Here is a 13,490-nt window from a genome sequence, read left to right on the forward strand (position 1 = left end):
TACGGGGGCCGTACCGGGGCTGCCGAGGTTTTGAGGATCCGAGGATCTGAGGGGGAGCAGCATCCATGGCCAATTTCTCGAAGTCGAACGTGCCGCAGTTCTCGGTCGACGTCTACCAGAACGAGTTCCTGCCGGAGGGCGGCCGCGAGGTCAACGCCATCGCGACGGTGACCTCCACCGGAGGCGGGACCATCGGCTCCGCGGTGAGCGCGCCGCATCTGTACTCCGCGGGGCAGGGTCCCGACGCCGCCGTGGCGATCATGGTCGACTGCTCCGGCTCCATGGACTACCCGCCGACGAAGATGCGGGGCGCGCGGGACGCCACGGCGGCCGCGATCGACGCCCTGCGCGACGGCGTGCGGTTCGCGGTGATCGGCGGCACCCATGTCGCCAAGGAGGTCTATCCGGGCAACGGCCGCCTCGCGGTGGCCGACCCCGCCACCCGCGAGCAGGCCAAGCAGGCCCTGCGCAGGCTCAGCGCGGGCGGCGGCACGGCGATCGGCACCTGGCTGCGGCTCGCCGACCGGCTGCTCGCCTCCGCCGATGTCGCCGCGTCCGCGGTGCGCCACGGCATCCTGCTCACCGACGGCCGCAACGAACACGAGTCGCCCGAGGACCTCAAGGCCGCGCTGGACTCCTGTGCGGGCCGCTTCACCTGCGACGCCCGGGGCGTCGGCACGGACTGGGAGGTGAAGGAGGTCACGGGGATCGCCTCCGCGCTGCTCGGCACCGCCGACATCGTCGCCGACCCGGCCGGGCTCTCCGCCGACTTCACGCGGATGATGGAGGCGGCGATGGGCAAGGAGGTCGCCGACGTCAGCCTGCGGCTGTGGACGCCGGTGGGCGTGGAGATCCAGTTCGTGAAGCAGGTGGCGCCGACGGTCGAGGAGTTGACCGGCCGTCGCACGGAGGCGGGACCACGCGCCGGGGACTACCCGACGGGGTCCTGGGGCGACGAGTCGCGCGACTATCACATCTGTGTGCGGGTGCCGACCGCCGACCTCGGCCAGGAGATGCTCGCGGCCCGGGTCTCCCTGGTCGTGCCGCAGGCCGACGGCACCACACAGACGCTGTCGCAGGGCCTGGTGCGGGCGGTGTGGACGGACGACATGGCGGCCTCCACCTCCATCAACCCGCAGGTCGCGCACTACACGGGCCAGGCGGAACTGGCGCACGTCATCCAGCAGGGGCTCGACGCCCGCAAATCGGGAGATCTCGACGGGGCGACGGCGAAACTCGGCCGCGCCGTCCAGCTGGCCGCCGCCTCGGGCAACGCCGATACCGCGAAACTGCTTTCGAAGGTGGTGGACGTGGTGGATGCCGCGGAAGGTACTGTTCGATTGAAGGCGAAGGTCGCCGAGGCCGACGAGATGACCCTCGAGACCCGGTCGACGAAGACCGTTCGCGTGAAGAAGCAGTAGCGCGGCGCTTAGCGCGCCGCCGACCGTCAGACGCAGTACGTACGGCCCTCGGGCCGGAGAAGGAGAGGGGGAAGCGCCGACATGCCGACCTGCCCGAACGGACACCAGTCGGGTTCCGACGACTGGTGCGAGGTCTGCGGTCACCGCATGGCCGGTGCCGTACCGCCGCCGCCCCCGCCGCCGCCCGCGGCCGGCTACGGCTACCCGCCGCCGCCTCCCGGTCAGGACCCGAACTTCTCGCAGCCCGCTCCCGGGCGCCCGCACCTGGCCGCCGTGCCGGACCCGGCGCCCGAGGCGGAGCTCTGCCCGCAGTGCCGCACGCCCCGCGAGGCGAACGCGCCGTTCTGCGAGGAGTGCCGCTGGAACTTCCTGACGAACACCGCGACGTCCTACACCCCGGCCGCGCCCATCCGGCCGCTGCCGAACACCCAGGGCGGACCCGGCGCGCCCGCGCCGCGCCCCGGGCAGCCGGGCCACCCCGGGCAGGACTCGTACGAGTACCAGGGCTCGCGTCCCTCGCAGATGAACCGGCCGGCCGAGCCGATCCCGCCGTTCGGCAACGGCAACGGCGGCAGGCCGGGTCAGCCCGGTCCCGGTCAGGCCCCGCCCGGCGCTCCGCAGGCCTTCCAGCAGCCGGGTCCGCCCGCGCCGCCCGCCTTCCCGCAGGGGGCGGGGGCCCCGCAGGGTCCCCCGCCCCCGCCGCCCGGCTCCGCAGGCCCGTCCTTCGGCGGAGGCGGTGGCGGCGGTGACGACGACTGGGTGATCTCACCGCCGGCGCCCCCGGCCCAGCCGCCGTTCCAGCGGCAGGACGTCTTCCAGCAGGTCCCACCGCAGTCGCAGGCGCCGCAGGGCCCGCCGCAGCCGCAGACCCAGCAGGGCCCGCCGTCGCAGTCGCAGGACCCCTTCCAGCAGGGGCCCCCGCAGCAGCAGGCACCCCCGCAGCCGCAGCCCCCGGGCACATGGACGGCGACGATCGGTCCCGACCGCGAGTACTTCAGGGCGATGATGCAGCGCAGCGGCCCCGAGGCGTCGGGCCTGAACCTGCCCGCGTACTCGCCCGAGCAGCAGCGCCCGCTGGCCGGCAGCCAGATCACCATCGGCCGCCGCCGCCACTCCACGGGCGACACCCCGGACATCGACCTGTCGGTGCCCCCGGAGGACCCGGGCGTCTCGCACCAGCACGCGGTCCTGGTCCAGCAGCAGGACGGCAGCTGGGCGGTCGTCGACCAGAACTCGACGAACGGCACCACGGTCAACGGCGGCGAGGACCCCATCCAGCCGTTCGTCCCCGTACCGCTCCAGGACGGCGACCAGGTGCACGTGGGCGCCTGGACGACGATCACGGTCCGCCGCGACTAGCAGCCCTTGCCGCGGGCGGCGCGGGCGGTCACCTCACAGTGGCCAGGCGTACGGCCCTTCGGGGTCGTCCAGCCAGGCCCACTCGTACCGCCCGCGCACGCAGACCCCGAAGCGTTCGCGTACCGGACGGCCCTCGCGCTCCCACAGCGCGAGCGCCTCGTGCGGGTCGAGGCTGCCCGCGGTCAGCTCCAGCAGGAACCGGAAGAGCTCGTTCTGAAGAGCCCTGCGCGGCAGCCCCCCGATGTGCTGCTCGTGCGGGGCGCCCGTGCCGCCGCCGCGCAGTGGCACGAAGTAGGCGGGCGTGTGCAGGAAGCGCCCCTCGGCGTGCTCGGCGTCCCGTACGGTCAGCGCGATCAGGCCGGTGGCCAGCGGCGCGAGGATCCGGGCGCCCGGGGTGCACTGGGCGAGCCACCGCCGGGGCACCGAGGTGAGGGTGCAGGTGACGATGATCCGGTCGTACGGCGCGCGCTCGGGGCACCCGGCCGCCCCGTCCCCGGTGACCACGGCCGGGCGGTACCCGGCGGCCGCCAGATGCCGCCGCGCGGACTCCGTGATCTCCGGGTCCAGGTCGACGGTGGTGACGTGGTCGTCGCCGAGCCGGTGGGCGAGCAGCGCCGCGTTGTAGCCGGTGCCGGCGCCGATCTCCAGGACGCGATCTCCTTCCCGTACGTCCAGCTCGACGAGCATCTTCGCCATCAGGGACGGCTGGCTGCTGGAGGAGACCAGCTCGCCGTCGCGCACCCGGGTGGCGAGGGGCGCGTCGGCGTAGGCCCCGCGCAGCCAGCGGGCGCGGCGCCCCGGGTCGGAGTCCTCGCCCCACAGCCGTTCGTGGGCCCCGCCCGAACTGGTGGCGTAGTAGTAGGGCACGAACAGGTGCCGCGGCACGGCCTCGAAGGCCGCCCGCCAGGCGGGGTCGTCCCGCCAGGCCCCGCTCGCCTCGATCTCGCGCACGAGGGCGGACCGGACCTCGGTCACGAGTGCAGGATCGGGTTCCATGGGTCCACTGTGCTGCGCGGACGCCGTCGATGCGAGTGGCGGGAAGGTGCGGAGCCGGGGCTCGTGGCCGGTGCCCGGGGCCGGTGGTCCTAAGCCTTCGGTCGTCGGTCGCCCCGTCTGAGACCATGGACGGTGTGAATGAGATCCCGCGCGGCACGCTTCAGGAGCAGACCTACTACGAACAGGTCGGCGGCGAGGAGACCTTCCGGCGCCTGGTGCACCTCTTCTACCGGGGAGTCGCGGAGGACCCGCTGCTGCGGCCGATGTACCCGGAGGAGGACCTCGGACCCGCCGAGGAGCGCCTCGCGCTCTTCCTGATGCAGTACTGGGGCGGCCCGCGCACCTACAGCGACAACCGCGGCCACCCGCGGCTGCGCATGCGGCACGCGCCGTTCACCGTGGACAGGGCGGCGCACGACGCCTGGCTGAAGCACATGCGCGCGGCGGTCGACGAGCTCGGCCTCTCCGAGGAGCACGAGCGGACGCTGTGGAACTACCTGACGTACGCGGCGGCGTCGATGGTGAACTCAGAAGGCTGACGGTCTCAAGGCGGCTCCGGACCCGGGCGCCCGCGGTCCGCCTACGCGGGCGTGACCGTGAGGCCTCCGACACCGGATCGCCGCACGGCGACGGAGCCATAGGCGGTACGCAGCCGGAGCCACGCCCCCGAGGACAGCAGGGTCAGCGTGTCCCCCCGCAGGAACCGGAGGGACTGCGCGGCATGCGCGGCGCGCACCGGCAGCCCCGTGTCCCCGACCGGCCGGGACCAGATCTCCCGCCCCACCCGGTCGAGCTCGGCCCGCACCCGCCGCTCGGCGGGCAACTCCTCGACGCGGGCCCGGAACTCGGCCACGGCGACCCGGACGAGATCCCGCACCGCGTCCGGGGCCGGCAGCCCCGGCTCCTGCCGCCATCCGCCCCGCGGCGGCAGCACGCCCGCCCACGGCGGTCCGGTGACGGCTTGCGGCACCGCGGCGACACCCACCGACGTCACGGACTGCGCCGCCTCCCCCACGGACTCCAGGAACTCACCCGCGGAGACGGTGACGTCGAGCGTGGTGTCGGGCGCGTGTTCGTACGGCTTGGCGAGCCGCGCCGTGCGGATGGCGAGGACCTCGAAGGACGGCGGCCGCCCGAACACGGCGAGCGTGTCCCCGGCGGCCTGCAACCGCACCGCGGCCGCCCTGTCGTAGTGGATCAGCCGGGCCAGGAAGGCGGCGAGGTCCGCCGCCTCCCCGGCATCGGCGAAGTGCAGCCGCGCGGTCATGCGGCGAGCGCCCCCGAACCGCCGTCGGCACAATCGTCGACGTACTCCTGGAGGAACTGCCGCTCCTCGGCGGTGATCCGCCGGGGCCGCTGCGCCTCCAGGTCGAAGGGGACGACCACGGTCGAGGCCCGCACATACACCTGGTCCGCGTCCTTGATCTCGTACGCGATGGTCAGCGACGCCGCACCGATCTTCGTCACCCACGACTCGATGGTGACCGGCTCGTGCCGGTGCACCAACGGCCGTACGTAGTCGATCTCGTGGCGGGCCACGACCGAACCGCCGGAGAACGACGGGGACCCGTCACCGGGCGCCAGCCGGAACATGAAGTCGATGCGCGCCTCCTCCAGGTACCGGAGGAAGACGACGTTGTTGACGTGCCCGAAGGCGTCCATGTCCGACCAGCGCAGCGGGCACTGGTAGATGTGTCGAGCCACCGCCGCCTCAGCCTCGCGTCAGCTTCTTGTAGGTGGCACGGTGCGGACGGGCCGCGTCCGGGCCAAGGCGCTCGATCTTGTTCTTCTCGTACGCCTCGAAGTTGCCCTCGAACCAGAACCACTTGGAGTCGCCCTCGTACGCCAAGATGTGCGTGGCGACGCGGTCCAGGAACCAGCGGTCGTGGGAGACGACCACGGCCGCGCCCGGGAACTCCAGGAGGGCGTTCTCCAGGGAGGACAGGGTCTCGACGTCCAGGTCGTTGGTCGGCTCGTCAAGGAGCAGGAGGTTGCCGCCCTGCTTGAGGGTGAGCGCGAGGTTCAGGCGGTTGCGCTCACCGCCGGAGAGCACGCCCGCGGGCTTCTGCTGGTCCGGCCCCTTGAAGCCGAAGGCGGACACGTACGCGCGGCTCGGCATCTCGACCTGGCCGACGTTGATGTAGTCCAGCTCGTCCGAGACGACCGCCCAGAGGGTCTTCTTCGGGTCGATGTTGGCGCGGCTCTGGTCGACGTAGGAGATCTTGACCGTGTCGCCGACCTTGATGGAGCCGGAGTCCGGCTCCTCGAAGCCCTGGATCATCTTGAACAGCGTGGTCTTGCCCGCGCCGTTCGGACCGATGACGCCGACGATGCCGTTGCGCGGCAGGGTGAAGCTCAGGTCGTCGATGAGGACCTTCTCGCCGAAGGCCTTCGAGAGGTTGTTGACCTCGACGACGATGTTGCCGAGGCGCGGGCCCGGCGGGATCTGGATCTCCTCGAAGTCCAGCTTCCGCATCTTGTCCGCCTCGGCGGCCATCTCCTCGTAGCGCGCCAGACGCGCCTTGGACTTGGCCTGGCGTCCCTTGGCGTTGGAGCGCACCCACTCAAGCTCTTCCTTGAGGCGCTTGGCCCGCTTGGCGTCCTTCTGGCCCTCGACCTTGAGACGGGTCTGCTTGGTCTCCAGGTACGTGGAGTAGTTGCCCTCGTAGCCGATGGCGCGGCCGCGGTCGAGCTCCAGGATCCAGCCCGCGACGTTGTCGAGGAAGTACCGGTCGTGGGTGACGGCGACGACGGTGCCGGGGTACTTCGCGAGGTGCTGCTCCAGCCACTGCACGGACTCGGCGTCCAGGTGGTTGGTGGGCTCGTCGAGGAGCAGCAGGTCGGGGGCTTCGAGGAGCAGCTTGCAGAGCGCGACGCGGCGCTTCTCGCCACCGGAGAGGTTGGTGACGGGCCAGTCGCCGGGCGGGCAGCCCAGCGCGTCCATGGCCTGCTCCAGCTGGGCGTCGAGGTCCCAGGCATTGGCGTGGTCCAGGTCCTCCTGGAGCTTGCCCATCTCCTCCATCAGCGCGTCGGAGTAGTCGGTCGCCATGAGCTCGGCGACCTCGTTGAAGCGCTTGAGCTTGCCCATGACCTCCTTCGCCCCGTCCTGCACGTTCTCCAGGACGGTCTTGGACTCGTCGAGGGGCGGCTCCTGGAGGAGCATGCCGACGGTGTAACCGGGCGAGAGGAAGGCGTCGCCGTTGGAGGGCTGCTCGATGCCCGCCATGATCTTGAGCACCGTGGACTTACCGGCGCCGTTGGGGCCCACGACACCGATCTTCGCGCCAGGAAGGAAGCTCAAGGTGACATCGTCGAGGATCACCTTGTCGCCGTGCGCCTTGCGCGTCTTGCGCATGGTGTAGATGTACTCAGCCAAGAGAAACCGTCCGGCAATCAGTGAGTGGGCAGATACACCCCATCTTGCCCGACCGCCACCCCTCGGGGGAAACGGGTATGGCCTGGCGGGCTCTGATCCGGGGTTCCGTGCATGGTGACGGCACCGCGTCCGTCACCGTGGGTCGCCTCTGGTCACCCTGGGTCTTCACTGCCGGGTCCGCGTCGGGTCCTTCTTGGTACGGAGGAAGAAGACCGCCGCGCCGCCGAGCAGGACGAACCCCACCGCGATGCCGGCCATCAGCGGCGTATTGCCGGAGCTGCCGGTCTCGGCCAGGTCGCCGCCGCCCGAGGTGCCGCCCGCCGACGCGGGGCTGGGCTGTGAGGCGGGCTGCGCCTTGTTGTCGAGCGCGTCGCCTTCGGTCCGGCAGTCGAGTACGCCCTTGAAGCGCTTCTGTACGCCGTTGGGTCCGGTGATCGTGAAGTCGTAGGGCTGGTCCTCCTGCAACGGGATCGTCACCGTCTGCGACGCGCCCGCCTTGATCGTGTGCTTGAAGCCCATCAGCCGGAAGGTGAAGGGGGCGTCGCCGTTGTTGCTCGCCGTGATGTCCACGCCGCCCTTGGCGCAGTTCTTCTCCGCCGACAGTGCCGGTATCGCACCCTTGTCCGCCCAGTCGGCCGTCGCCGTCGCCGACACCGTCGACTCGCTGGAGCCCGCGAGGATCTGCGTCTGGCTCCTGGTCTCGGAGGTGAAGGCCCTGCCGACCGGCACGGTGGTCGACGCCTGTACGGAGAGCGCGGCCGAGCCGTCCGGCGCGTCCTTCGGCACGTCGAAGTAGAGCCGACTGCCGTCGCCCGCGGACTTCACGGGCTTGCCGTCCTTGCCGACCACCTTCACTCCGCTGGCCACGGAGTCGGCGGGCGGCGTCACGGTCACCGCCTCCGCGTCGGTCCGCACGGTGACCGGGCCGAGCCGCTCCCCCGCGCGTCCGGAGACGGCGGGCGGCTCCAGCGTCAGCGACGCCTTGGGCTCCACGCCGGCGCGTGCGCTCTTTTGCAGATAGTCGGCGAGCTTCTCGGCCTGCGGGTCGACGGCGTCGACGTGCGCGCCGTCCGAGTACCGCCAGATCGCCACCTGGGTGCCGGCCGCGGCGGTCTGCTCGGTGAGGGACGTCGCACCCGCCTTCTTGGCGAGCGCCGCGAGGTCGTTCACCTGCGGGTAGGAGTGCTGGAGGATCCAGCGGATCCTGCCGGCGTCACGGTTGCCGTTCAGCGACGTGCCGCTCCAGGGGGTCTCCTGGTATCTGGCGTCCTTCTGCGTGGGGCTGTGGATGTCGACGCAGTACGTCTGGAGGGTGCCGCCATCCTCCACGGCCATCTCGAAGAGCCCGGCGGGCACCTGCTGCGAGCTGCCGTTCTCGTGGACGACCGCCTGGTCGTACGTCTGCAACCCGCCCAGCGTCGCGGTCGCGCCGCCCCGGTGCTGCGGCGCCTCCTCGGCCGCCGCCGGGCCCGCGCCGACCAGTGCCCCGCGGCGAGGAGCCCTGACGCCGCGGTCACGGCGGCGAGGCGGGCGACGCCTCGGCCGCGTGGCGGCACCGCAGCCGAAGCAGCGGACGCGGAAAGCGCGGTAAACGCAGAAAACACTGAATTCCCCTCCGGGCGGGACCCGTTCACAACGAGGGGGGTGGTCCCGCCAGCAGATTGAAAGGGGCAGGAACACCTGCCACCTGCATGGCATCTCCTGCCAACTGCCCCGTGAGCTACGTCCGGCATCCTAGGGAAGCGGCGCACCATGACCCTCAGTCATACCGTCGGATAACCGTTCCGACTCGTAATCGTTATCGCCAACCACCCGCGCGAGCTGGGCTTATCGACAAATCAACGGGCATTCCGAGCGGTGGCACGCTGGTTGACGGATCATCACCATCAGCCCACCGGCTCCGGTTCGGGCTCTCGCAGGGGCGGACAGTCCGTCAGCGACGCGTCCGGCCTGCCCACCCGCCGGAACGCCGCGGTCCCGCGTGACAGATCGTGACCGATGGCCTGCGCGTCGATGTCCGCCGAGGTCCAGTGCTGACCTCCGCGCTCCTCGTCGCGCACCTTCAACCGCCCCTGCACGATGACCGGTTCGCCCACCGCGAGCGATGCCTGCACATTGCTGCCGAGCGCGCGCCTGGCCCAGACGGTGAAGAAGTTGGTGTGTCCGTCGTTCCAGGTGTTCTTCACCGCGTCGAAGTACCGCGCCGTCACCGCGAGCCGGAACCGCGCCACCGGTCCCGACGGCAACTCCCGGTACACCGGTGTCGTCGCGACGTTCCCCACCACGGTCACCATCGTCTCGTTCATGTCCTGCCCCTCCCGTGCGTCCGTCCGTGCCGCCGCGCCTTCCGCGGCGGCGCTCTCAGACTGCACCCGTCCGGCCGAGCCCGCTGAGCCCTGTGCGCTACCCACCGGTTGTGGATAACTCGGTCACCCGAAGGGGCCCTCCACCCCCGCCCGCGGCCGCTGAGGCGACCTCACCCAAGAGCCCCGCGCGTCCCCGTCACGCGCACGTACTGCTCCCTGACCTCCAGATACCGCAGCAGCTCGGCGGCCACCGGATCGAGGACCCGGGCCCGCCCGCACCCGGCGGCCGCCTCCCGCAGCCGCCGCTCCGCTTCGTACCCGTACCGTCGCGCGGGCCCCCGCGCGGCCAGCCGGCTCGCCCACTCCACGCACGGGCCGCCCGCGATGCCCGCCAGCATCAGCAGCACCGGCACGCCGAGGTTCGGGTCGGCGATGCCGATGATCTGCCCCAGCAGCCAGAGCCCGCCCACGACCTGGAGCATCGACATCGCGGCCTGCGCGAGGACCGCCGCAGGCCACCAGTTGGGCCGCGGCGGACGTCCGACCGGCACGCCCGCCGTCACCGCCAGCTTGTCGAGCGCCTCGGCAGCCCTTCGGCGCGCGCGCGGCGGCCTCCCGCACGGCCTGGCCCCAGGGCACGGGCAGCCCGCGGCCGCCTCGTCGGCCACCGTGCGCACGGCGTGCTCCACCCGCTGGCGCGCCGTCACCTCCTCGTCCACCACGGGCAGGCCCACCGGCGTCGCGGCGGCGCCGTGCGGCGAGCGCTGCGACTCGTACCACCGCCAGAGTCTGAGCCAGGGGTCGCCGCACGCCTTGCCCGCGTGTCTGCGCCAGGCCCGTTCCGCCGCGTCCCCGGCCGCCGCGGCGCCCACCGCGTCCGCGAGACGGTCCGCGAACTCCTCGCGGGCCTCCTCGCTGAGTCCGACGCGCCCGGGGCGGCGGCCCCGGGGCGCCCCGGCGACGTAGACCGGACGCAGGCGTTCCGCGGCGGCGTCCAGGTCGGCGGAGATCCGGCGGACGGCGGCGCCCCGTTCCTGGGTGAACTGGCCGAGTGCCTCCCGCAGTTCGCCGATCCCGTCGCCGGTCAGCGCGGAGATGGCGAGCACGGTGGCACCGGGTTCTCCGTGTTCGCCGAGTGCGATGCCGTCCTCGTCGAGGAGCCGGCGCAGGTCGTCGAGGACCTGGTCGGCGGCGTCTCCGGGCAGCCGGTCGATCTGGTTGAGCACCACGAAGGTGACCTCGGCGTGCCCCGCCATGGGCCGCAGATACCGCTCGTGGAGCATCGCGTCCGCGTACTTCTCCGGGTCGACGACCCAGATGACGGCGTCGACGAGTGCCAGGATCCGGTCGACGTGCTCGCGGTGCTCGCCGACCGCCGAGTCGTGGTCGGGCAGGTCGATCAGTACGAGCCCCTGGAGCTCGTCGGCACCGGGCCCCTGGAGGGGGCGACGGCGCAGCCGCCCCGGGATGCCGAGCCGGTCGAGCAGCCCGGCGGCGCCGTCCGTCCAGCTGCACCCGATGGGCGCGGCGGTGGTCGGCCTGCGTACGCCGGTGTCCGAGATCATCACGCCGGCGAGGGCGTTGAAGAGCGTCGACTTGCCGCTGCCGGTGGCGCCCGCGATGGCGACGACGGTGTGCCGTTCGGAGAGCCGCCGCCGGGCGTCCGCCTCGTCGAGGACCCGGCCCGCCTCGGCGAGGGTGCCGGCGTCGAGCCGGGTGCGGGAGAGCCCGACGAGTTCGCGCAGCGCGTCGAGCCGTGCGCGCAGGGGTCCGTCGTACGGCGTGGGGGGCGCGGTGGGGGCGTAGGCGCGGGGGGTGGTGGCGGGTTTCGAGGCATCCGCGACGCGGCGTGCGATGAGGCCGTCGCCCCAGGCGTCCTCGGGGTCGTCGGCGGGCTGGCCGAGGCCTTCAGGGGACCGGACGGGCTTCTGCTCGGTGCGGGCGGACGTCTGCCCGGTGCGGGCGGAGGCCTGACCTGACCGACCGCCCTCTTCAGGATGCCCCGCGCCTGCCGTGACCGTCGTGCCCGTCATGCCCGGCTCGTTCGCCGGGCCTGCCGCGCGCCCCGCAAGCCCCGCGCGCCCGGCAGCCGCCCCCTCCCGCTCGGCCCGCCCCTCTGTCTCCTTTCGCTCCTCCCGCTCGTCGCGTTCGGTGTGATCAGTGACGGCAGTCACCGCGGTCACCTCTCCTTCTGAAGTACGGACAGGGCGGCGATCAGCTCGGCCTGGGGTTCGGGATGCACGTCGAGGGCGTACAGGGGTGCGAGCCGCCGTTCGCGCTCGGTGGCGAGGACCTTCTCCAGGTACTCGGTCAGCAGGCGCCCGCCCCGGTCACGCAGCCGGACCGCGCCCTGGGCGCCGATCCGCTCCGCGAGGATCTCCCCGGCCGCGCGGGCCCGGTGCCCGCCGAGGAGGGCCGTGGCGAGCAGCGCGGCGACGACCTCGGGGTCGGGCAGGCCGTTCCTGTCGATGCGCTCCAGGCCGCGCACCTCGTCATCGGCGTACTCCTCCAGGACGCGCCGCCATCTGCGGACCGCCATCCCGATGCGGTGCTCGGCGCTCTCCACCTCCGGATCGCGGTCGGCGAGCCCGGGGGCGCCCGCGGCGGGTTCGCGCCGCCAGGCCTCGTCGATGCGCTCGTCGGCGGCCGTGACGGCGCACAGCAGCAGCGCCTCCAGGCTCTCGGCGATCGCGTCGAGCAGTTCGCCGGGCCCGCAGTCGAGCGGATAGCTGCGCCACCGCTTCAGGGCGTCGCCCGCCAGTACGCCACCGGCCTGCAATCGCCCCTTCACGCGCGCGTACTCGTTGTCGTACGCCTCGTCGACGGCGGAAGTGAGCCGCAGAGCGGCGGCGTACTGGGCGGCGACGGCGCCCGCGAGTTCGGGGAGCCGGGAGTCGAGCGAGTGCAGGACACCGTGTGCCGTGCGGGCGATGGCGGCGGCGCGGGCGGCGGGTTCCTGGACCCGGTGCGTGAGCCAGGCCCGCAGCGGTGCGACGGCGGTGGCGGGGAGCAGCCCGCCACCGCCCGCGGACTCGGGCAGTTCCGGCACGGTGAAACGCGGTACGTCGCCGAGCCCCGCCTTCGTGAGGAGGGCGCCGTACTGCCGTGACACCTCCGTCACGACCTGGTGGGGCACGCGGTCAAGGACGGTGACGAGGGTGGCGTCGTGCTCCTTGGCGGTACGCAGCAGATGCCAGGGCACCGCGTCGGCGTACCGGGAAGCGGTGGTCACCATCACCCATACGTCGGCCGCGGAGATCAGCTCGGCGGCGAGGCAGCGGCTGTCGGGGACGAGCGAGTCGACGTCGGGCGCGTCCAGGAGGGCGAGCCCGCGCGGCAGGGTGTGAGCGGTCTCGATCCGCAGGGCGCGTTCCTGCTCCTCCCCGCCCCCGCCGCCGTCGCCGTACGTCGGCATGTCGTCGTCGTTGTCCTCCTCGTCCTCCCCTTCGCCGCCCTGCACGGACTTCTTCGGGGGCATCCACACGCGGGTGAGGTCGGGCAGGACGCGCATCCCGGCGAACCAGTGATGATCATCCGGATGGCAGACGAGCACCGGCGTCCGCGTCGTGGGCCGCAGCACGCCCGCCTCGCTGACCTGCCGGCCCACGAGGGAGTTCACCAGGGTGGACTTGCCCGCCCCGGTGGATCCGCCGATGACGGCGAGCAGCGGCGCTTCGGGCGCCTTGAGCCGGGGCACCAGGTAGTCGTCGAGCTGTGCGAGCAACTCGTCCCGATTGGCACGCGCGCGTGGCGCCCCCGGCAGGGGGAGCGGAAAGCGTGCGGCGGCGACACGCTCGCGCAGGGCGGAGAGTGCGTCAAGCAATTGAGGCCGTACGTCCAAGGTCACCACATGCGAAGAATGCCCAATTTTGATGGTTTTCTGAAGCATATGAGAGCCTCTGCGCGCCGATCGGACACCACGGAGGGAAGGGACGACTGGGGCGCAGGCATAACGAGTGCACAACACCCGTGGCGCGAGGCGCCAAAAGCGATGCGAGATTCGCACCTGCCTGCGATTATCAGGACCGCTTC

General features: G+C 72.4%; 9 protein-coding genes and 2 pseudogenes. 3 read left to right on the plus strand and 8 right to left on the minus strand.

Annotated elements, in window-relative coordinates; genetic code table 11:
• The first annotated feature begins 65 nt into the window (after nucleotides 1-65).
• Nucleotides 66-1,421, plus strand: coding sequence for a VWA domain-containing protein (locus KKZ08_RS13615; RefSeq protein ID WP_223774698.1), 1,356 nt, complete (start codon nucleotides 66-68; stop codon nucleotides 1,419-1,421).
• An 81-nt stretch (nucleotides 1,422-1,502) separates the two neighbouring features.
• Nucleotides 1,503-2,780 (plus strand): FHA domain-containing protein, encoded by a 1,278-nt coding sequence (locus KKZ08_RS13620; protein ID WP_223774699.1) that lies wholly within the window; start codon nucleotides 1,503-1,505, stop codon nucleotides 2,778-2,780.
• A 33-nt stretch (nucleotides 2,781-2,813) separates the two neighbouring features.
• Here KKZ08_RS13620 and KKZ08_RS13625 read toward each other — a convergent pair whose 3' ends face one another.
• Nucleotides 2,814-3,776 carry a methyltransferase domain-containing protein gene (locus tag KKZ08_RS13625; RefSeq protein ID WP_223774700.1) on the minus strand — a complete coding sequence of 321 codons (963 nt, stop codon included), beginning with the start codon at nucleotides 3,774-3,776 and terminating at the stop codon, nucleotides 2,814-2,816.
• A 125-nt stretch (nucleotides 3,777-3,901) separates the two neighbouring features.
• Here KKZ08_RS13625 and KKZ08_RS13630 point away from each other — a divergent pair, with 125 nt between their 5' ends.
• A complete protein-coding gene (locus KKZ08_RS13630) occupies nucleotides 3,902-4,315 on the plus strand; it encodes a globin (protein WP_223774701.1) in 414 nt (137 codons plus the stop codon).
• Between the two features lie 41 nt (nucleotides 4,316-4,356).
• Here KKZ08_RS13630 and KKZ08_RS13635 read toward each other — a convergent pair whose 3' ends face one another.
• The 7 genes and pseudogenes from KKZ08_RS13635 to KKZ08_RS13665 form a co-directional block, all read right to left on the minus strand.
• Complete coding sequence (locus KKZ08_RS13635; protein ID WP_223774702.1) at nucleotides 4,357-5,043, minus strand: hypothetical protein; 687 nt, start codon at nucleotides 5,041-5,043, stop codon at nucleotides 4,357-4,359.
• Nucleotides 5,040-5,480, minus strand: a complete 441-nt coding sequence (locus KKZ08_RS13640; protein WP_223774703.1) for a thioesterase family protein — start codon at nucleotides 5,478-5,480, stop codon at nucleotides 5,040-5,042. The genes KKZ08_RS13635 and KKZ08_RS13640 overlap by 4 nt, the downstream gene beginning before the upstream one ends.
• A gap of 7 nt (nucleotides 5,481-5,487) precedes the next feature.
• The gene (gene ettA, locus KKZ08_RS13645) at nucleotides 5,488-7,152 is read right to left on the minus strand and encodes an energy-dependent translational throttle protein EttA (protein WP_223774704.1); all 1,665 of its coding nucleotides are present in this window, start codon (nucleotides 7,150-7,152) and stop codon (nucleotides 5,488-5,490) included.
• Nucleotides 7,153-7,317: 165 nt separating this feature from the next.
• Nucleotides 7,318-8,708 (minus strand): annotated as a pseudogene (locus KKZ08_RS13650) (Cys-Gln thioester bond-forming surface protein).
• Nucleotides 8,709-9,038: 330 nt separating this feature from the next.
• A complete protein-coding gene (locus KKZ08_RS13655; RefSeq protein WP_223774705.1) occupies nucleotides 9,039-9,458 on the minus strand; it encodes a single-stranded DNA-binding protein in 420 nt (139 codons plus the stop codon).
• A gap of 170 nt (nucleotides 9,459-9,628) precedes the next feature.
• Nucleotides 9,629-11,641: pseudogene (locus KKZ08_RS13660) on the minus strand (GTPase).
• Nucleotides 11,638-13,308, minus strand: a complete 1,671-nt coding sequence (locus tag KKZ08_RS13665) for a GTPase domain-containing protein (RefSeq protein ID WP_223774706.1) — start codon at nucleotides 13,306-13,308, stop codon at nucleotides 11,638-11,640. The pseudogene KKZ08_RS13660 and the gene KKZ08_RS13665 overlap by 4 nt, the downstream one beginning before the upstream one ends.
• Between the last annotated feature and the right edge of the window lie 182 nt (nucleotides 13,309-13,490).

Source organism: Streptomyces sp. 135, assembly GCF_020026305.1.
Lineage (GTDB): Bacteria > Actinomycetota > Actinomycetes > Streptomycetales > Streptomycetaceae > Streptomyces.